The 20,339-nt window shown below is 64.6% G+C and carries 16 protein-coding genes; 10 read left to right on the top strand and 6 right to left on the bottom strand.

The window, feature by feature from the left end:
• The first annotated feature begins 51 nt into the window (after positions 1 to 51).
• The 3 genes from AB0J29_RS14965 to AB0J29_RS14955 all read left to right on the top strand — a co-directional run bounded on the left by AB0J29_RS14965 (position 52) and on the right by AB0J29_RS14955 (position 4,043).
• Positions 52 to 1,710, top strand: coding sequence for an acyl-CoA synthetase (locus tag AB0J29_RS14965; protein WP_364785086.1), 1,659 nt, complete (start codon positions 52 to 54; stop codon positions 1,708 to 1,710).
• 107 nt (positions 1,711 to 1,817) lie between these two features.
• Positions 1,818 to 2,381 carry a hypothetical protein gene (locus AB0J29_RS14960; RefSeq protein ID WP_364785083.1) on the top strand — a complete coding sequence of 188 codons (564 nt, stop codon included), beginning with the start codon at positions 1,818 to 1,820 and terminating at the stop codon, positions 2,379 to 2,381.
• 207 nt (positions 2,382 to 2,588) lie between these two features.
• Positions 2,589 to 4,043 (top strand): PepSY domain-containing protein, encoded by a 1,455-nt coding sequence (locus tag AB0J29_RS14955; RefSeq protein ID WP_364785080.1) that lies wholly within the window; start codon positions 2,589 to 2,591, stop codon positions 4,041 to 4,043.
• A gap of 1,181 nt (positions 4,044 to 5,224) precedes the next feature.
• Here AB0J29_RS14955 and AB0J29_RS14950 read toward each other — a convergent pair.
• Positions 5,225 to 6,343, bottom strand: coding sequence for a 3-oxoacyl-[acyl-carrier-protein] synthase III C-terminal domain-containing protein (locus tag AB0J29_RS14950; protein WP_364785077.1), 1,119 nt, complete (start codon positions 6,341 to 6,343; stop codon positions 5,225 to 5,227).
• A 427-nt stretch (positions 6,344 to 6,770) separates the two neighbouring features.
• On the opposite strand from AB0J29_RS14950, the gene AB0J29_RS14945 reads away from it, so the two are divergent.
• Positions 6,771 to 7,505 carry a DUF6319 family protein gene (locus AB0J29_RS14945; protein WP_364785074.1) on the top strand — a complete coding sequence of 245 codons (735 nt, stop codon included), beginning with the start codon at positions 6,771 to 6,773 and terminating at the stop codon, positions 7,503 to 7,505.
• Here the strand turns inward: AB0J29_RS14945 and AB0J29_RS14940 are convergent.
• The 3 genes from AB0J29_RS14940 to AB0J29_RS14930 are packed head-to-tail and all read right to left on the bottom strand — an operon-like array spanning position 7,502 to position 10,286.
• Complete coding sequence (locus AB0J29_RS14940; protein WP_364785071.1) at positions 7,502 to 9,073, bottom strand: GGDEF domain-containing protein; 1,572 nt, start codon at positions 9,071 to 9,073, stop codon at positions 7,502 to 7,504. The two genes, AB0J29_RS14945 and AB0J29_RS14940, sit on opposite strands and share 4 nt — an antisense overlap.
• A complete protein-coding gene (locus AB0J29_RS14935) occupies positions 9,073 to 9,690 on the bottom strand; it encodes a hypothetical protein (protein ID WP_364785068.1) in 618 nt (205 codons plus the stop codon). The genes AB0J29_RS14940 and AB0J29_RS14935 overlap by 1 nt, the downstream gene beginning before the upstream one ends.
• A gap of 5 nt (positions 9,691 to 9,695) precedes the next feature.
• Positions 9,696 to 10,286, bottom strand: coding sequence for a pyruvoyl-dependent arginine decarboxylase (locus tag AB0J29_RS14930; RefSeq protein WP_364508243.1), 591 nt, complete (start codon positions 10,284 to 10,286; stop codon positions 9,696 to 9,698).
• Between the two features lie 192 nt (positions 10,287 to 10,478).
• On the opposite strand from AB0J29_RS14930, the gene galK reads away from it, so the two are divergent.
• On the top strand, positions 10,479 to 11,594 hold the full coding sequence (galK, locus tag AB0J29_RS14925; RefSeq protein WP_364785065.1) for a galactokinase: 1,116 nt from the start codon (positions 10,479 to 10,481) through the stop codon (positions 11,592 to 11,594).
• A 71-nt stretch (positions 11,595 to 11,665) separates the two neighbouring features.
• Here galK and AB0J29_RS14920 read toward each other — a convergent pair whose 3' ends face one another.
• Together AB0J29_RS14920 and AB0J29_RS14915 are read right to left on the bottom strand one after the other, a co-directional pair.
• Positions 11,666 to 11,965 carry a hypothetical protein gene (locus tag AB0J29_RS14920; RefSeq protein WP_364785062.1) on the bottom strand — a complete coding sequence of 100 codons (300 nt, stop codon included), beginning with the start codon at positions 11,963 to 11,965 and terminating at the stop codon, positions 11,666 to 11,668.
• 159 nt (positions 11,966 to 12,124) lie between these two features.
• On the bottom strand, positions 12,125 to 12,760 hold the full coding sequence (locus AB0J29_RS14915; RefSeq protein ID WP_364785224.1) for a TetR/AcrR family transcriptional regulator: 636 nt from the start codon (positions 12,758 to 12,760) through the stop codon (positions 12,125 to 12,127).
• A 147-nt stretch (positions 12,761 to 12,907) separates the two neighbouring features.
• Here AB0J29_RS14915 and AB0J29_RS14910 point away from each other — a divergent pair, with 147 nt between their 5' ends.
• From AB0J29_RS14910 to AB0J29_RS14890, 5 genes are read left to right on the top strand one after another with little or no spacing between them, the layout of a single operon-like run.
• Positions 12,908 to 14,275 (top strand): NAD(P)-binding domain-containing protein, encoded by a 1,368-nt coding sequence (locus AB0J29_RS14910; protein ID WP_364785059.1) that lies wholly within the window; start codon positions 12,908 to 12,910, stop codon positions 14,273 to 14,275.
• A 9-nt stretch (positions 14,276 to 14,284) separates the two neighbouring features.
• Positions 14,285 to 15,424, top strand: coding sequence for a serine hydrolase domain-containing protein (locus AB0J29_RS14905; protein WP_364785056.1), 1,140 nt, complete (start codon positions 14,285 to 14,287; stop codon positions 15,422 to 15,424).
• Positions 15,424 to 16,464: an alcohol dehydrogenase catalytic domain-containing protein gene (locus AB0J29_RS14900; RefSeq protein ID WP_364785222.1), complete on the top strand. Its 1,041-nt coding sequence runs from the start codon at positions 15,424 to 15,426 to the stop codon at positions 16,462 to 16,464. Before AB0J29_RS14905 ends, AB0J29_RS14900 begins: the two co-directional genes overlap by 1 nt.
• A gap of 23 nt (positions 16,465 to 16,487) precedes the next feature.
• Complete coding sequence (locus tag AB0J29_RS14895; RefSeq protein ID WP_364785053.1) at positions 16,488 to 18,167, top strand: class I adenylate-forming enzyme family protein; 1,680 nt, start codon at positions 16,488 to 16,490, stop codon at positions 18,165 to 18,167.
• Between the two features lie 4 nt (positions 18,168 to 18,171).
• Positions 18,172 to 19,914, top strand: coding sequence for an amidohydrolase family protein (locus AB0J29_RS14890; protein WP_364785050.1), 1,743 nt, complete (start codon positions 18,172 to 18,174; stop codon positions 19,912 to 19,914).
• The last annotated feature ends 425 nt before the right edge of the window (positions 19,915 to 20,339 follow it).

The following is a 20,339-nucleotide window of genomic DNA, read 5'->3' as shown; positions in this document are numbered from 1 at the left end:
GTCCACACCACCCCCGGTCCCGGTGGGTGGATCGCGGAAAGGGGTTGTCGAATGTCTCTATCCCTGCCTGCGCTGAACGGCTCAATCCGGAAAGCGGGCGATTTCGCCCAAGGCGTGAATGTCATGGTCAAGCGGCACTTGTTCAATCCGCTCCGACCCGATCACGCGGCGCGGTCCGCATTCAATGTGCTCAAGTTCGGCCCGTTCGCCGGTGTCGTCATGCACGCGGCGCAAACCAGACCGGATGCGGCAGCCATCGTCGACGAGCGCGGTGAGGTCAGCTTCGGCCAGCTCAATGAGCAGTCCAGCGCCCTGGCCCGTGGGCTCCAAGCGCAGGGCTTGCAGCCCGGTGATGTGGTCGCGCTGCTGGCGCGCGACCATCGCGGCATGGTGCTGAGCCTGCTCGCGACCGGCAAACTCGGCGTGCGCACGGTGCTGATGAATACCGGCTTCGCGAAACCGCAGTTCGCCGATGTGGCCGCCCGCGAGAACATCAAGGCCGTACTGCACGATAGCGAATTCCTCGACCTGATGAGCGTGATCCCGGCCGAGATCCCCCGGGTGCTCACCTGGGTGGATGAGAAGGACGATGTCGATCCGTCGGTCGCGACCATCGAATCGCTGATCGAGGGCCGCTCGGCCGCACCGGTGCCCGCACCCACCAAGCCCGGTGGCATGGTCATCCTGACCAGTGGCACCACCGGCACGCCGAAGGGTGCGCCACGCGACCGGGTCAGCCCGTTCGCCTCGGCCCAGTTCCTGGACCGGGTACCGCTGCCCAGTAACGGGACCATGATCATGGCCGCGCCGATCTTCCACGCCACCGGACTTTCCCAGTTCACCCTGGGCCTTGCCCTCGGCAACCGGGTGATCTTCCAGCAGCGCCGGTTCGATCCGGAGAAGACACTCGCGAATATTCAGCGCTACCAGGCGGATTCGCTGGTCGTGGTGCCGACCATGTTGCAGCGTATCCTCGATCTCGGCGACGAGGTACTGGCCAAGTACGACCCGAGCAGCCTCGAGGTGATCTTCGCGGCGGGTTCGGCCATCACACCCGACGTTGTCACCCGCACTCTCGACTACTTCGGCGACAGCCTCTACAACCTGTACGGCTCGACCGAATGCGCGGTCATGACCGTCGCGACCCCGGAGGAACTGCGCAAGGCCCCGACCACCGCGGGCAAGGCGCCGGTCGGCATCCGGATCGTGCTGCTGGACAAGAACCACAAGCCGATCACCGAGCCGAATATCACCGGCACCATCTTCGTGGACAACGGTTTCGCCTTCACCGGCTACACCGACGGCCGCACCAAGGAGATCGTGGACGGCATGATGTCCAGCGGTGACGTCGGGCATTTCGACGCCGAGGGCCTGCTCTACATCGACGGCCGCGACGACGACATGATCGTCTCCGGCGGCGAGAACGTCTTCCCGCTCGAGGTGGAGAACCTGATCGCGGGCCGCGACGATATCTTCGAGGCCGCGGTTGTCGGTGTCGATGATCGCGAATTCGGAAAGCGGCTGCGCGCCTTCGTCGTTCCCGGACCGGACTCCAAGCGCGATGCACAGGAGATCAAGGATTACGTCAAGGCGAATCTGGCGCGGTACAAGGTACCCCGCGAGGTGATCTTCCTCGATGAGCTACCGCGCAATGCGACCGGGAAGTTGCTGCGCAAGCCGTTGATCGAGATGGAAAGCGAGGCGGACTGATTTCCGGCCGGGCAGTTCTTCCATTCGGAAACCCGATGCGTCCCCAGGAATTCCGGCCGACCGCTCGGGGTGAGAACGGCGGGTAATCCGTCAGCTATCATCAGCGCGTGAGTATCGAGTTCGGCCCGGCCGCTGCGGGGCAACGCAGCGCCGTCGCGCGGGTGCGCGGCGCATGTGCCGGCTCGATATCCGGTGCCATATCCGTTGCGGCACATGGGTGGGCCTCCGGGGGAATACCGCCGGACAGTTCCTCGCTCGCGCTCCTAGCCGCCGCTTCCGCCATTGTCGGCGCACTGGTCGCCGGGCTCGCACCGCTGCGCGACACCTCGATCGGGCTGATCTCGGTGCTCGTCGCAGGACAGCTGCTCGGACACCTCACCATGGGCTGGAGTTCAGGGCAGATGCATCACGGCGATGCCCAGCTCACGCCCGGTATGGCTACCGCACACGTCGTCGCGGCCGGGCTCGCGGCGGTGGTTATCCGGGGTGCGGAGGCCGCGTACCGGATCGGTTGTGCGGTGCTGTCGCGGGTGCTGCCGATGCGGTATCACCCGCCTGCGATACCCGGTCCGGTGCCACTGCGCCTGACCCACCGCGATCGTGTAGTTCTGCGGATATTCGCCACGGAATCGCGGCGCACGCGTGGTCCGCCGCTGGTGTTCGGTCACTGATATTCATTACCCGGCGCATGGGCTGTGCTCGTGCGTCGTCGTTGCCGTGCAACATCTTTGCGCGCAGCTCTGCTCGCCCGGCGAACGCCGGGATCCGCTGTTCGGCGTAGTCGCGATGACGGGCGTCCAGCGGATTTCGACGAGCACTCGCGGATGCGGACGGCCGACGATCTTCCGGGTTCTCCCGAACTCCAGAAACGAACAACCATGAGTATTACGGACACCAGTCCGCCGGATGCCGAATCATCGGCTCCGACAAAAGAAACGGGGATACAGTCGCGCAACGGCGGCTATCCCCTCGTGCTGCGGTTGCACTTCTATGCAGGCATCTTCGTCGCACCGTTCATCCTGATCGCCGCGGTCACGGGAGCGCTCTACGCCATTTCCCCGACCTTGGAATCGATTACCTCGCACGACCTGTTGACAGTCGAGGCGAATGGCGAAATGCGGCCGCTGTCCGAACAGGTCACCGCGGCCGTCGCCGTCCAGCCGGATCTGCAGCCGGTCGCGATAGCACCGGCCCCCGGAGCCGATGACACCACCCGCGTGCTGTTCGACGACCCGTCCCTCGGCGAGTCCGAACGGCGTGCGGTCTTCGTGAATCCGTATACCGCGCAGCCGGTCGGCAGTGATGTGGTCTACGGCAGTTCGGGTGCGCTCCCGATGCGCACGTGGATCGATCGACTGCACCGGGATCTGCACCTGGGCGAACCGGGTCGCATCTACAGCGAGCTCGCCGCGTCGTGGCTGTGGGTCGTGGCGCTGGCCGGTCTTATGCTGTGGATCCGTCGGGTGCGCGGGCGGCGCAACCGCAACTCCGCAGCCTGGCTGCTGGCACCGGATGGTTCCCGGCAGGGACGCGGTCGTTCGATGAATTGGCATGGGGCCGTTGGCGTTTGGATCATGCCGGTGATCCTGATGATGGCGGCGACCGGGATGACCTGGTCGACCTATGCGGGCGAGAACATCACCGAACTGCGCGAACAGCTCAGCTGGACCACACCCGCGGTGAGCACCGCACTGCCCGGGGCGACCACGCCGGAACACTCCGGGGGCGAACACCACGGTGGCAGCGACCACGCGCCCGCACCGGTCGACATCCCGACCCGGATCGCACAGCTCGACGGGGTTTATGCGGCAGCCCGCGCCAATGGCATTACCCAGGGCGCCGAAATCGCCATTCCGGCCAAGCCCGGTGTCGCATTCGCAGTGAAGGAACGGCGCATGTCCGGCACCTACACCGTCGACGCGGTCGCCGTCGACGGCGCGACCGGCACGGTCACCGACAAGCTCGCCTACACCGACTGGCCGATCATGGCCAAGCTCAGCAACTGGGGCATCCAATTCCACATGGGCCTGATGTTCGGGCTGCTCAATCAGTTGCTGCTGCTCGTGGTGATGATCGGGCTGATCGTCGTGCTCGTGCTCGGCTACCTGATGTGGTGGCAGCGGCGGCCGACCCGTGGCGCTTCGCGGTTCGCCGTCGGACGCGCACCACGTCGCGGTGCATTGCGCCAGACCTCACTGTGGCTGGCGGTGCCCATGGTGGCAGCCGCGCTGGTTGTCGGCTGGTTCGTGCCGCTGGTCGGGCTGAGCCTGCTTGCGTTTCTCGTCGTCGACGTCATCGTCGGCCTGGTGACGCGCAAGCGCGCCACGGCGTAGTTGCCAATTGAAACCGCCGGGGCGTGAGGGGCTCCGGCGCTTACCGATTCGACCCAACGAACGTCAACAGGCTCTGGTTTCGGTGCAGCTCAGGCTGTTCCGGCACCAGGGCCTTCGGTGTCGACGGAGGCGGTCCTCCGCGATCAGGCGGATCAACGGTCGGCTCTGCGGAGCGGCACCAGGCGATCCGCGGTAGTCATCACGTGAGGGTATATAGCACCAAGGCAATCACGATGCTACCGAGCGCTCCGGCAACAACCTCTACGACAAGGTAGCGGTTCGAGTAGCCCTGCATCCACTGCGCCCAGACTGGGGCACAGACCCGCAATGCCGCAAAGAATACGGCTAGCAACATCGCTCCGATCAGTCCATTCAATGGAAGCAGAGGATGTAACCAGACATATCCGATTGTCATGACATACGCCTCGATTTGGGTACCCAAGAAATGAAGCTTGAAAGAGCGAGGACGCGATCGCCCACCTCCCTCACCAATGCTCGCCTCGCCCTCTGCGTGAATCCGTGCCACCCACGGATTTCCGTACACAACCATCATTGCCAAGGTATGTATAAATCCTGCGATCAAGCCCCACACAAGCACCTTTAGTGCAATCATTTTCCTCGCTTCGCCGCCAACGTGACCAATGTCCCTCTACTGGTGTCGTTGGCCCAGCGGCGAACGACACACGACTGGTTCTGCCGCGCAACAAGGACATCCGGCATGGCAAGGGGACAGTACACCGGGACGCTCGAGCGCTCACGAAATACATTCCCAGGACTGGCAGTCGATGCGGCTAGTTCCAGGGGTGGGGCAACGTCGACATTGTCCAGCGAGCGCCCGGTACCGAGTGGTGCCTTGATGGTTATCGGAACGACCGCAGAAACGGCCGGTCCGCGGCGTCCTCGCACCAAGCGGCATGCTGACCGCACAACAGACCACGGCACAGACTCGACTCCACCACTTGGAGCGCGCCGGGCGATAGGGCAGCTCGAGTCACGCGGGTTGATAATGGCGACGCCGTGCCCGCCCGCGCTGGTCGATCAGACCGCGCGGGCGGGCACATTGTCGCCGAGTTCGCTTCGGCCAGAATGGAATTACTTCGCCAGGGGCAACGTACCCGCTCGGTCGACATGCGCTTCTGCCTGGCTACTGCCGGTCCGGAAGGATTTCCTCATGCCGACTGCTACAGCCGGACCACGTGAGCTCCGTATTGGAGATTGGCGCCGATCGCTGCAATCACGACCGGATCTCCACTGCCGAGAGTTACCTTCTGATTGCGAATGTCCTCGGCGAGTAGGATGAACACGCTCGCGCCCGATGTATTTCCGTAGCGCTCGACATTTATCGCCGTCCGGTCTTCTGGGAGGCCGCCGATATCCATCAGTTTCTCGATGAGTCGGAGATTTGATTGATGCGGATAGAACCGTTCGATATCGCCGACATCCATGCGGGCATCGGCGAGAACATGGTCGATCATCTTTTTCATGGTCGGCGCATAGGCATCCGCAACCCGTCTTCCGATCACGTAATGTGCATGATCCGACGGGTCGATGCCCGGCATTCCAGGCGGACGCAGGTTTCCACCAGCCGGCCGAACTACGATTTCGTGGTACTCGTTGATCGTCGCGGACGACTCTATTCGAGACTCACTGTCGTCATCGACAGCCTGGAGAATCACGGCGCCGGCACCGTCGCCGAAGAGCAGCGCTGTCAGGAATGCCTCGTTCTCCTTACCCGCATAGGCGACGCTCCCGGTGTACAGATCGCGACTCAGCAGCGGCGACACCAACTGAACCATCACAACGGCAACTTTCTTGCGCACACCGCTGAGAATCATTTCCTTGGCCCACTGCAGACAGAAGACCGAGCCTCCACAGCCGACGTCGACCTGAAGCACAGCGGCGTCCGGACGCATTCCGACCCGGTGATGGAGTAACTGCGCGTCACCGCCGAAGCCGAGCCTATCCGGGGTACTACAGCCGACCACAAGACCATCGAGGTCTCTCGCGTCGAGACCGGCAACCAGCAGCGACTCCCGGAGCGCCTCCTCCGCCAGCAGCCCAGCGGGACCCGGCGCATCACCGTATCCAGGGGGAAACACCGGGCGCCCGGCAGCATCATCGAAGTCGAAGCTGAAACGCCGCTCTCGAATTCCGGTCTTCTTCTCGAACTCTTCCGGTGTCCACGGCATCTTCCGAGGTCCGGGAAACATGCCGAGCAATCGCTCGTTGGTCATAATCAGCGGAGGGACCGAAGCCCCGGCTCCGGTGATCGCAACTTTCATCGCTGCATTACCTGCCATTCGAAACGAATGTCCGCGACCATGTCATGGTCGCGGCACATCGACCACCTGTGCCATCTTGTCGCTCGGGGTTGCTACAGCAGGCAGACCACCCGATGACGCGTCAAATATATGTCCACACACAAGGCTTCGAGGGCCGAGAAATATCCCCACCGCTGGGAAGATTTCACTCGCCGGACAACCCTGTTGCATCCCCCTTGAACCCCAGTCGAGGCGCCACCAATACCTGCTCGGCTAATAGGTGGACCAGGGACGATTGGAGCGTTGCTGTACGTTCGCTGCGGTTCGGGATCTTGTCCGATAGCGGGCGGATTCGGTGGCGGCTTGTGAATCTGTCGGTGGTGTGCGGCATCATCTGTGCACGCAGCCATCCACGAATACCGCTCGGAGTGCCACCATGTCGTCCCCACGAACAAAGCTACAACCATTGTCGGACACTGAGATTCAGCAGATCGCCACGGAGATCGCTGGCGGTCGCCCGCCGATGGTGTGGTTCACCGCGGCCGCGGTGGGCGTGCCGGAGGGACGGTCCGGCAAGGTGGTCGAGATCGGTGATCGATCCGAGAGTGACTTCCTGCGGGTCAAGCCGACCGGATCGAAGGATGTACTGTCCTTTTCTCCGACCGAAGTGACGTTGACCAAGCCGTCGCGGGATAAGGCGGCAACCACAAGCTCTGCCCAGCCGAAGTCGACAACCAGGAAGGAAGCCATTGTGACCCAGCCGTCGACCTTGACGAGCCCCGCGCCGCCGGCCCCCCAGCCGGCCCCGAGCCCCACCCCGACCGCGGCGGCCCCGAAACCCGTTGCCCCGGCGACGGAGCCGGCCAAGCCCGCGGCGCCCGCCGGTGCCGCGAAGCCCGCGGCAAAGGCGCCGGCCGCCGCGCGGAGCAAGGCGAAGGCACCTGAGGTCACGGTGACGCTCACCGGTACCGCCGATGGCGAATGGTCGGTGGAGGTGGTCAGCGGCAAGAAGAAATCCGTGCGAGGTCTGCCGGTGACCAGTTCCGCGGTGGCGCAGGCGGCCAAGGTGCTGCATCCGGAGGTGGCCGAGGTGGTGGCCGGAATCCTGGAGGCGGCCCGAGTGGTCCAGGAATCGAAGGTGCAGCAGTTGCAGGCGGAGTTAGAAGAAGCGCGGCGCCTGCTCGACGAACTCTCGGACTAGACCGCGGTGCTGGCGGATTTGCCGCTGGCGTTATGGGACCGGCCGCTCGGGCGCCAGATCCGGCGTCCCGAGTCGGCGGTGCTGTTCCGTGGCTCCGCACCGTGGCGCAGTTCGTCATGGAAGGCGTAGCCGAGCGAGTACTCCTTCGCGTGGTACATCGCCGAATCCGCATCCCGGATGAGGTCGTAGATGGTGTCGTCGGAGCCGCGCGCGCTGCCGCAGGCCAGGCCGACGCTTGCGGTAATCGGAATTTCGCCCGCGCTCAACTCGAACGGCCGAACGAAGGCGCCGAGTAGTCGCTCCGCGAGCGTGGCTGCCTCCTCCCGGTCGAGCGATGCGAGCACCACGAATTCGTCGCCGCCGTAGCGGGCCACCACATCATCGCGCCGGATGAGGTGCCGGATCCGGGATGCCGCATTGGCGATCAGCTCGTCACCGACCGCGTGGCCGTAGCTGTCATTGACCATCTTGAAGCCATCGAGATCGATGAACAGCAGACACAGCGGCCGCTCGATCCAGTGCTCACGATTGCGATTCAACGCGTGCAGCAGCGCGGACCGATTCAGCAAGCCGGTGAGCATGTCGTGGTCCGCCTGGTATTGCGCGCGCCGTTCACTGCGCGCACTGCGCACGATGGCGCGTTCGCTGCGCACCAGCACGCCGATGAGCAGCAGCGCACACAGTGACGAGACCACCACCCGATCCAGAGTGTCCAGACTGGAGCCGACAACCGGAATCAACGAAGCCACGATCAACGCGACCGCGATGAAGCTGGCCCGCTGCCGCGAATGGTGCGGGTGGATGCGCCGTGGCGCACCGAGACTCGCCATGGTCGGATGCAGCGCCGCGACGCCGACGATCGGATAGGCCACCAGCAGTGGCACCAACAGCAGCTCGTGCGCGACAGGTGCACGGCCGACGGTATCGAGGCTGTAACCGAGATCGCCGATCAGCACGGCGATCAACCCGACGTGCAGCAGGCGCAGCGAGGTCTCCGAACGAGTCGCGGTGGCCATCGAATGCGCGACCAAGGTCAGCAGCAGGGCGTCGAGCACCGGATAGGTCGCGGCCACCAGGGTATTCGCGGCGGTGTCGTGCGACTGCAGGATCGGCGAGATCAGAAAGGTCCACGAGGCCAGCAGTGCCCCGAGTCCGATGAGCGTCGAGTCGAGCAAAAGATCGTAGTTGGGCCTGGCCTGGCGCGGCCACAACCACAGCGCCGCGGCCACGCCCGTGCCGAAATAGCCCGCGAGAGTGAACAGGTCATCGATCGGGTGCAGCGCGTGGCTGTCGATCTCGCGAGTGGCCGTACCCACGGCGAACAGGACGGCCGAGGCCGAGAGCAGGTACCAGGGCAGCGGCCGCTCGGGACAATATCGCCGCAGGCCGATGCAGATCATGGTGAGCGTGCCGAGCACCACGGCAGCCATGGTCAGCAGCGACAACGGCCGGATATCAAGGCAGAGCAGTACCCTGATACCGATCGCGGTGACTACGAGAAGTACTGTGCACCAACGCATTTCGAGGCGATACCGAATGGTCGTCGGCTGCTCTTCCCGGACGGTCATCAGCCCCCCTTGGTCGCTCCATCCCCAGTGAACCGCGCCGCGTAGTAGGTCTGCGAATCCTCCACCGCGACTTCGACGTTCGCCTCCTGCTCATCGAGCACCGCTCGAATGCTGTCGGCGAAGGACAACCGAGTGTTGTTGTACGAGCAGATGTCCCAACCGACCGCAGCGCGTTCGGCCACCAATACCTGGACAACTGATTTGATCATGGCATGGAATGCGGCCCCCTGTCGCGCACTTGGCGCAACTAGCGTGAAACCCGCGTAGTAGATCGCGTCGCGCGCCGCATATTCGGGGTAGCGGGCGGCGAAATACTCCGGACTGATCCACGGGACGGTCTCGAGATGTTTGGTCAGCGTCGTCACGCCGATGGGGTCGCCGGTCGCGGTGCGCGCGACGTGTTTGGCGACCCTCGGGTCGATCATCTCCGCGCGGAATTCGGATCGGTGCAGGACCTGCCTGGCAATGGCCTTGGTGCGCAAGGGGCCGAAGGCCTCCTCGTACAGGAGATGGAACATGTCGATCCGGTCGTCCGGAATGGTCGATTCGATGGTGACCGTGAGTTCGGGCGGCCCACCGGTCACCCGACCACCGCTGCCCATCGAAGCACTGCGCAATGCTGTCATTGTCGTCCCCACGGTGTCGTGTGGTATGCCGCGAGCACCAGCGCGCAGGTCGGCGTGCCATCGGAGCGGGCCTCGGTGGTGCACAGGTGAATCGGGCCGAATCGCTCCGGCCGGTTGCGGGTCATATCGGTCAGGCTGGCGCGGATCAGTGCCGCGACCTGCGCGGCCGTCTCGGCTTCGTGCTCGACGAAAAGTCCGGCGCCGGAACCGTCGTCGCGCAGCACCCAGCCGATGCCAGCGCCCGCGCGCTCGCCCACCGCGTCCGCATGCTGCGCGGCGTAGACGCAATAGAGCCGATCGCCCCAGGGGATCGGCTTGCGGACGCGACCGGTCCGGGTCAGGACGGCGCGCGGCGGGATGACCGAGGACAGGCGGATCAAGTTGGCATCACCTACTCCCAGGTCACGCAGTGCCGCATCGAAAGCCGACATAGCCGTCGGGCCGACCCCCGTCGCCGCGCCGATCTCGATCGTCAGTGGAGCTCCGGAGTCACGCTGATCGCCGCGATCCGGCCTGCCCATGGGCGGGAGTAGTCGATCGATCCACTGCAGCCCGAGCAGGCCGCCGCGTTGGGTTGTCAGAATCATAATGCCCTCCCGAAGCCGTCGGCCGGATTTTTTAGGCCGGTATTGCGTCAAATTCGACTGTGCGTCAAGACGATCGATCACGCATCCGCGTCGGCCGAAAGACATGGTCCGGCGGCGTGTCTCGTAGGGTGTGGTGCCCGGTGTTGCTGGGATGACATGTGTGCACTGGCATTGCGACGAAGTGAGGAATTCGTGCCGAAGTGGGTGGCGCCGGGGCGGGTCAACATCATCGGTGAACACACCGATTACAACGACGGTTTCGTGCTGCCCATCGCACTGCCGCTAGTGGTCGAGTGTCGGGCGGAGCCGCGAATCGACGGCCGGGTCCAGGTGGTCTCGCGGCAGCGGCCAGGTGAGACGGTGCTGGTCGCGGTGAGCGAGCTTGCCGCCGAACGGGATCGGGTTCCCGGATGGTCGCGGTATCCGCTGGGCGTTGTGTCCGAATTCGCCCGGCACGGATATGTGCGTGACGGCGTCGACCTGGAGTTGGACGGAGCGGTGCCGATCGGCGCCGGACTGTCCTCCTCGGCGGCGCTGTCGTGTGCGGTGGCCGTCGCGCTGCGAGATCTGTTCGCGCCCACCGTCACCGATCGAGAGTTGATCGACCTGGCCCGCGCGGCCGAGAACGACTATGCCGGGGTGCCGACCGGACTGCTCGATCAGTCCGCATCGATTCTGTGCACCGCGGGGCATGCGTTGTTCCTCGATGTGCGTCGACTAGTCGCGCATGACGGTGTCGCGCACGAACAGATTCCGTTCGATCTCGATCGGTTCGGGCTGGAGTTGTTGGTGATCGATACCGGACAGCCGCACGCGCTGATCGATGGTGGTTACGCTCGGCGACGCGCGCAATGCGAGGCGGCCGCAGCGGCACTCGGGGTGCCCGCGCTGCGCGATGTCGAATCGGTGGCGGCCGTGGACCGGATCGGCGATGCGGTGCTACGGCGGCGGGCACGGCATGTGGTGACCGAGAATACGCGCGTGCTAGCGGTTGCCGAAAAGTTGCGGAGTGGTGCGGATCCGCGCGACATCGGACCGATTCTGACCGCGGCGCACGAATCGCTGCGCGATGATTTCGAGGTTTCGACACCAGCACTGGATGCCGCGGTATCCGCCGCGCTCGAGGCCGGGGCGTATGGCGCGCGCATGGTCGGCGGAGGGTTCGGCGGCAGCGTGATCGCGCTGGTCGATCGGGACGCCACCGCATCGGTCGCGGACGCGGTGCGAAATCGGTTCACGCGATCAGGTTTCGGGGTACCGCGCACATTCGTTGTCGTACCCGGCGCGGGTGCGCACCGCATCGTTTGAGCAACTGCCCACTAATACTGCGACTGCACTCGCGTGGTTCGTTCCTGGTAGACCTCTCGCGTGGTGTTGGATCATGGTGTGGCCGAGCTGGATTCGTTGATTGTATCCAGGATGAACAGTAAGCAGCCGCCGATGATCACCGTGGTCCGCGCGGTAATCGCACCGGTCAACAGCGTGATGGCCGCGACTCCGACGACGATCGTTTTGATCACGAGGAGGACGTTCTCCACGGCGGGCGCAGGCTCCTCGTCGGGCATGCCGCCGAACAGTATGCCGAACAGCACTCCCAGGCCGTACAACGCGACCAGTCCGGCGGCAATCAAACCGCCGAGTACCGCAAGAATCCTCGCCCATACCTCTGCCGATCCCATGAGGTGAGTTGAGCAGGGCGATATGGAGATTCGGTGCAGAGTTCGGTCAGATACGACGCAGAAAGTTCGAGCGCATAGTGCAGCTGGAGTACTAATTGTGCGCGATTGTGCCGCGCGGGTACGGCACAGTCACGCACAGTAGAACGCGCACCCCCGCCGCTAAGTACGGTCGGGGGCTTGCAGGGCGGGAAACCAGATATCGGTGAGGACTTCGGCGGCTTGGTCGGCAGAGACATCGATGGTGCCCTGCATGGCCCAGCGGGTGAAGAAGCGTTCCAGTTGGGCGACAAGGAGTTCCACGCGTAGCCGAGCCTCGTCGCGGCGGTTTTCGGGCCAGCGGGCGATGTAGGCGGTCATGACATTGGGCAGCGCGAGGATGCCGAGGCGGACGACTTCGCGGAATTCCGGCTCTATTGCCGTGGCCTCATCCCAGGCGGGTAGCAGGTCCTTGTATTCGTGGAACCAGGCGATGGCGCGGGTCACCCAGCCCACGAATTCCGCGCGGGAACCGGTGTCGAGCACCCGATCCAGATCCTCGTAGAAGTGCATTGCGGTCGGCAAGGTGCTCTGTTCAGCGATGGCGCGCAGGATCTCCAACTTGCCGCTGAAGTGCAGGTAGAAGGTGGCGCGACTGCAGCCGACGGCAGTGGCGATGTCATCGACCCGGACCGCCGCATAGCCCCGTTCGATGAAGAGCGCCTTGGCGCAGTCCATCAGTCTGGCGCGCGTCTGCAGCTTCTGTTCGTCGCGCAGGCTCAGTCCGGGCGTGTTCGACTTGGTCGACATGATAGACATCATGTCATTTCACTAGACAGCACGTCTAGTCGGTGTTAAATTGTTGCCTACGTCACTCCACGTGCCGCAGGCGGCGCGGGATGGTTCGCCGCACCGGATCTGGTGCCGCCCACGTGACGGCAATCCTTCGGACGAGGACTACAGAAATTGACTCATAGCAACCTTCCCCGGGTATGCGTCATCGGCGCGGGCCCCTCCGGAATCACCGCCGCAAAACGCCTGCAGGACTTCGATATTCCCTTCGAGGTTTTCGAGGCGAGTGATGAGGTAGGCGGCAACTGGTATTTCAAGAATCCCAACGGTATGTCGGCCTGCTATCAGTCGCTGCATATCGACACCAGCAAGTTCCGGCTCGCCTTCGAGGATTATCCGGTGCCCGAGGAATGGCCGGACTTCCCGCACCATTCGCAGCTGTTCCAGTACTTCAAGGACTATGTCGACCATTTCGGCCTCCGCGACAAGATCCGATTCAACACCAAGGTCACCGCGGCCGAGCGCCAGGCCGACGGCAGTTGGCTGATCACGGCGAGCGACGGCCGCACCCGGGCCTACGACGCGCTGCTCGTCTGCAACGGCCACCACTGGGATCCGAACATTCCGGACTATCCGGGGGAATTCGACGGTGTGCTGATGCACGCCCACGCCTACAACGATCCGTTCGACCCGGTGGATATGCGCGGCAAGAAGGTCGTGGTGGTCGGCATGGGCAACTCCGGCATGGATATCGCCTCGGAACTCTCACAGCGCTACGTCGCCGAGAAGCTCATCGTTTCCGCGCGGCGCGGGGTCTGGGTGCTGCCGAAGTATGTGCACGGCAGCGTAGGCGACAGACGGAGTATACCGCCGTGGATGCCGCAGAAGGTCGGCCTGAAGCTCAGGCAACGCTTCGTGCGCAAGTTCCGCGGCGAAATGGAGTTCTACGGGCTGCCGAAGCCGGATCACAAACCGTTCGAGGCACATCCGTCGGCGAGTGAGGAGTTCCTGTATCGCGCGGGCTGCGGCGATATCTCCTTCAAACCGGCCATTACCGCGCTGGAGGGCTCGCGGGTGCGCTTCGCCGACGGCAGCACCGAGGAGGTGGACGTCATCGTCTGTGCCACCGGCTATCACATCAGCTTCCCGTTCTTCTCGGATCCGAAGCTGGTGCCGGACGCCCAGAATCGCATTCCGCTGTTCAAACAGATGATGAAGCCTGGTGTGGACAATCTGTTCTACCTCGGTCTGGCCCAATCGCTGCCGACGCTGGTGAATTTCGCCGAACAGCAGAGCAAATTGGTTGCGGCATATCTGACGGGCAAGTACCTGCCGCCGTCGGCAGCGGATATGAATGCCGAGATCGAAGCGGTCGAACAGCGCCGCACCGAACAGTTTTACAACTCGCCCCGGCACACGATCCAGGTCGATTTCGAGCCCTATGTGCGCGATATGACCCGGGAAATGGCAAGGGGTGCAAAGCGAGCCGCCGCCGCTGGCAATGCGCTACCGGTGCCCGCCAGGACACTCGAGAATGCGTGAGGGGCATCGATGACGATATCAGGATTCTGTGCGGATGAATTCGCCTGTGTGCGAACGGAATTGGCCGACCAGATCGCCGCGGGTGCGGAACTCGGCGCAGCGATCTGCGTGACCGTCGACGGCAAACCGGTCGTCGATATCTGGGGCGGGCATCGCGATCCAGAGCGGACCGTGCCGTGGACCGAGAACACCCTGGTCAATGTGTTCTCCGTCAGCAAGACCATGACCGCGCTGTCAGCGCTACTGCTGGTAGACCGCGGTGAATTGGATGTGCAGCAGAAGGTCGCGCACTACTGGCCGGAATTCGCCGCGAATGGCAAGGGCGATATCGAGATTCGCCATCTGCTCGGGCACACCTCCGGTGTCTCCGGTTGGGAGCGGCCGATCGAGCTGGCCGATATCTACGACACCGAGGCGGCGAGCGCACGGCTGGCGACCCAGCCGCCGTGGTGGGAGCCGGGCACCGCATCGGGCTATCACGCGCTGAATTACGGACATCTGATCGGCGAGGTGATCCGTCGAATTACCGGCCGCACCCTGGGCCAGTTCTTCGCCGAGGAACTCGCCGGACCGCTGAATGCCGATTTCCATATCGGCACCGCACCCGAAAATCACCACCGCATCGCACCACTCGTCCCGCCGCCGCTGCTGCAATTCGATATGACCGCGCTCGATCAGGACAGCATCCTGGTCAAGACGTTCACCAGTCCCCTGCTCGATCTTCCGGAGGCCAATAGTGCCGCGTGGCGCGAGGCCGAAATCGGTGCGGTGAACGGGCACGGCAATGCGCATTCGGTGGCGGCGGTACAGTCGCTGGTCGCCTGCGGGGGCGAGTTGAACGGTCGAAGGTTGTTGTCTGAGAAAACAATCGATCTGATCTTCGAACAGCAGTCCGACGGCCCAGATCTGGCGCTGCTCGCGCCGTTGCGCTTCGGCCTCGGCTACGGCCTGCCGCAATCGCAGACCGCGCCGGAGGTTCCGGACGGGAAGGTCTGCTGGTGGGCCGGACTCGGCGGTGCCACCGTGGTCAACGACCTCGATCATCGAGTCACCTTCGCCTACACCATGAACAAAATGGCTCCGGGACTCATCGGCTCCGATCGTGCGAATGCCTATCTGCGCGCAGTGTTTTCGGTGGTGCGCGCATGATGCGGGCATTGCAGCTCACCGAACCCGGTGTACTCGAGCTGCGAGAGGTCGCGGTGCCCGCGATCGGGCCGACGGATCTGCTGCTGCGCGTCGGTGCCGCGGGCATCTGCCATTCCGATCTGCATGTGCTGCATATTCCGTTCAAGATGCGCGAGGATCCGCTGACGCTCGGGCACGAGGTCGCGGGCACCATCGAGGCCGTCGGCAGTGCGGTCGACGGTCGGGTGGTCGGTGAGCGCGGCATTGTCTACCTATGTTGGTCTTGCGGTGTCTGCCGCGAATGTGTCAGCGGCAATGAGAATGTCTGCCTCGCCGCCGGACGCACCGCCATGCCGCCGTGTCCGGGCCTCGGTCCGGACGGTGGTATGGCGGAGTACATTCGCATCCCCGCAAGCTCCTTCGTACCCATCGGGGAGCTGGATTTTCTGCAGGCCGCGCCGCTGGCCGATGCGGCGCTGTCCAGCTATCACGCCATCAATGGCGCGCGTGCACAGTTGTACCCCGGTTCCGTCGCGGTGGTGATCGGCGTCGGCGGACTCGGCCATGTCGGGGTGCAGATCCTCACCGCGACCAGCACGACGCGGGTAATCGCCGTCGACGTGAGCCCGGACAAACTCGCCCTGGCCGCGCGCTGCGGTGCGGCCGAGGGCCTGCTCTCCGGTGCCGATACCGCGCGCGAAATCCTGGACCGCACCGATGGCCGTGGCGCCGATGCGGTCTTCGACTTCGTCGGTGTGGATGCGACGGCCAGACTCGCGGTGGAGTCCGTAGCCCCCAATGGCGCGTACCGCATGATCGGACTCGGCGGCGGCGCACCGGAAATCACGGCTGGACCGGCGGGCGGTCCCGGCTGGCCGTGGGGAGCTTCGATCCGAAAGTCGTATGGCGGCACCAAATCCGATCTGATCAACTCCGTTGCCCTGGCCCGGTCCGGCCGCCTCACGGTCGAAATCGAACGCTTCGATTTGGCGGACGGCCGCGCAGCCCTCGACCGACTGGAGCGCGGGCTCATTACCGGCCGCGCCGTCCTGGTGCCCTGAACCCCATGTGAGGAAGTGCCTCTATGACAAAGCCTTTCGATCCACAGGCATTGGCCGCACAGGCCGTTGGGCGGCTGACCGGTCCCGACGGACCGTTCGAGATGACGGTCGAAGATGTACTCGGCGTGCCGATTCCGGTGGTCAAGGACCGGGTGCGCTCATTGCGCGAGGTGCTCGCGGCCTCGTCCGCCCTGGGTGATCGCGACTACCTGGTCACCGAGGACCGGCGCATGTCCTACGACGAGCATGTGGCGGCCGTTGGCGCGCTGGCTCGCGCGCTGCGGGACCGATACGGCGTCGAAAAGGGCGATCGGATCGGCATTCTCGCGGCCAACACCCCCGAATGGGTGGTGGCGTTCTGGGCGGCGCAGACGCTCGGCGCGATCGCGGTCGGTTACAACGCCTGGTGGATGCCGCGCGAAATCGCGTACGGCCTGGAGCACACCAGCCCCGCGGTCCTGATCGTCGACGCGAAACGCGCGAGTCAGGTAGCGGCGCTCGATATCCGGGTTCCCGTGCTCACCATGGAGCACGATGTGCCCGCGCTGATCGCCGAATTCAGCGACGGCGAGCTACCGCATGCTCCGGTGGACGAGGACGATCCCGCGGTCATCCTCTACACGAGCGGCACCAGCGGCCGCCCCAAAGGTGCGGTGCATTCGCATCGAAACCTGGTGGCGGTCATCGATTATCACCGTTTCAACGACGCACTCGCCGCCGCCTTCCAGGGCGGCGCCGACGATGGCAGTCCGAAGGGCCGCCGCTTCCTGCTCACCTCCCCGCTGTTCCACATCGCCAGCCTGCACAATCTGGTGCTGCCGCGCATGGCGACCGGCGATACCACCGTCATCTACCAGGGCGCATTCGATGCCGATCGGATACTGCGGCTGATCGAGCGGGAGCGGATCACCAACTGGGGCGCGATGCCGACCATGGCGAGTCGCCTGCTCGAAAAGGATTTGACCACCTACGATCTGACCTCGCTTACGGCCTTCTCGCTCAACTCTGCACCGTCATCGGCCGCACTGCAACAGCAACTGCGCGAACAACTTCCGGTCGCCGAGGCCGCGTTGGTGACCAGCTACGGCATGACCGAATGCGGTACCGCGGCGACCATTGCGGCACCGGCCGAACTCGCCGCCTTCCCGGATACCGTCGGCCGCCCGGTCATCGGGGTCGAACTACAGATCCGCGACGAGCTCGGCGAACCCGTCGGCGAGGGCATCGAGGGTGAGATCTGGGTACGCAGCCCCTATGTCATGCTCGGCTACTGGGCGGACCAGGCAGCCACGGCCGCCGCCATCACGTCCGACCGCTGGTTGCGCACCGGCGATATCGGTGTCCTCGCGCAGGGCCGACTCCGATTGTCCGGCAGACGTTCGGATCTCATTCTGCGCGGTGGCGAGAATGTCTACCCGACCGAGGTCGAGCAGTGTCTGGACGAACATCCCGCGGTGCGCGAATCCGCCGTTGTCGGACTGCCCGACGCCGATCTCGGCCAGGTGGTCGCCGCCCTTGTTGTTGTCGACAGTCCGTCCGCCACAACCGAACAGGAGCTGGCAGAGTTCGCGAAGCAGCGCATCGCGTACTACAAGGTGCCCGCACGGTGGCGGATCACCACGACACCTCTGACCCGGAATGCGACCGGCAAAGTCGTGCGCGCCGGGATCACCGAAGCCCTAGCCGATTCCGCATCGGAGTGAAGTTATGTACGACACGATTGTAAAAGGCGGACGGTGGTTCGACGGCACCGGTTCGCCGTCGGCCATCCGCCATCTCGGTATCCGGGACGGCGGGATAGCTGTAGTCTCGGCCGAACCCCTCGACGAATCCGACTGCCCGCACGTCATCGATGCCGCCGGGAAGTGGGTGATACCCGGCATGATCGATATCCACACCCATTACGACGTCGAGGTGCTGCAAAGTCCGGCACTGGCCGAATCCGTTCGGCACGGCATCACCACCGTGCTGCTCGGATCGTGCTCATTGTCGACGGTGCATGTCGACGCCTCGGACGCCGGTGATCTGTTCGGCCGAGTGGAGGCCATTCCGCGCAAACATGTGCTCACGGCGATGACCGAAACCAAGTCCTGGACTTCGGCACACGAATATGTCGAGGCACTGGAGGCACTCCCGCTCGGACCGAACCTGGCCGCCTTCATCGGGCATTCCGATATTCGGGCCGCCGAGATGGGCTTGGATCGTGCCACCCGCAAGGAGATTCGCCCGACCGATGCCGAATTGGCTGCCATGGCGGCCAAACTCGATGAGGCATTGGACGCGGGCTTCGTCGGCATGTCCTCCCAGCAGCTGTTATTCGACAAGCTCGACGGTGAGGTCTGCCGGTCACGCACCCTGCCATCGACCTACGCGACCACCAGGGAACGCCGCAGGCTCAATGCGATCCTGCGCCGCCGCGGCCGCGCATTGCAGGGCGGTCCGGACGTAGCCCGGCCGCAGAGTCTGGTCGCGATGGCGGCGAGCAGCCTCGGTATCTTCCGCAAGCCGCTCAAGGTCAGCCTGCTGTCCGCAGCCGATATCAAGGCCATTCCCGCTGTCGCCCAGATCTTTCCGTTGATCGCGCGGGTACTCAATCGGCTGGGCGGTGACTTCCGCTGGCAGCATCTGCCGGTGCCGTTCGAGGTCTACTCCGACGGTATCGATCTGCCGGTCTTCGAGGAATTCGGTTCGGGCGCGGCGGCATTGCACCTGTCCAACCAGTTGGAGCAGCGCCGCGAGCTACTGCGCGACGAAGGCTACCGACGCCGATTCCGCAAGGATTACGACAAGAAGTTCGGGCCGCGGGTATGGCATCGAGATTTCTTCGACGCCGAAATCGTGGAGTGTCCGGACGCTTCGGTGATCGGTAAGACCTTCGGTCAGGTCGGGCTGGATCGCGGTGGCCTGCATCCGGTGGATGCATTCCTGGACCTCGTCGTCGAATATGGTGGCAAAGTGCGTTGGCGCACAACCATTTCCAATCATCGGCCGCGGGTGTTGGACAAGCTCGCCGCCGATCCCGGTGTGCAGCTCGGCTTCTCGGATGCGGGCGCGCATCTGCGCAATATGGCCTTCTACAACTTCGGGCTGCGGTTCCTGCGCCGGGTGCACGACGCCGAACGCGCGGGCCGTCCGTTCCTGTCGCTCGAACGCGCGGTGCATCGCATCACCGGTGAACTCGGCGACTGGTATGGCATCGACGCGGGCCACTTGCGTCCCGGCGACCGCGCGGATGTGGTCGTCATCGATCCAGCACATCTGGACGAGTCCGTCGAGGAGTATGCCGAGGCCCCGGTCGCCGTATTCGACAATCTCGCACGCATGGTCAACCGCAATGACGCCACGGTGGTCGCGGTACTCGTCGCCGGTGAGTACGTCTTCGGCGCGGGTGTGGCGGCTCCGGTCCTCGGCACCCGCCGCACGGGTCGCTTCCTCCGGGCGGGTACCTGACCTGGCCGTACCGTCCGCCCGCTGATCTGGAACACCACGCGCGGCGGACGCAAGTCCGGACTGGCCTGGGTCGATGCCGTGCTCCCGCTGGCACCGGTGGCCGCTGGTTGGCACTGCCGGATGCGGTCATCGCCCGGATCGTCGCCGACCAGCTCGGCGAGAGCGGGCGGGCGGCGCACACAGCACCACTTACCGCGGCTCATGGCGCACTGGGGTGACAAGGGCCGGTTGCCGGCGCCGCACGGCCTGGGGCAGGACTTCCCGACCTATGCCGACCTCGATGTTTTCACACCCGGCCCCGGTTTCCCACCGATCTGCACCAGCTGGGCGAGCAGAACCGCATCCTGTCCGCCCGCGCCGGCGCCCGACTCGACGAGACACTGCATCCGCACACTCGAATTCAGCTCACGGAATGCGATCACCTG

Origin of the sequence: Nocardia sp. NPDC049707 (assembly GCF_040674855.1) — a bacterium.
Taxonomy (GTDB): domain Bacteria; phylum Actinomycetota; class Actinomycetes; order Mycobacteriales; family Mycobacteriaceae; genus Nocardia.
The sequence above is the reverse complement of the archived record's forward strand: the minus strand, read 5'-3'. Positions and strand labels throughout refer to the sequence as shown.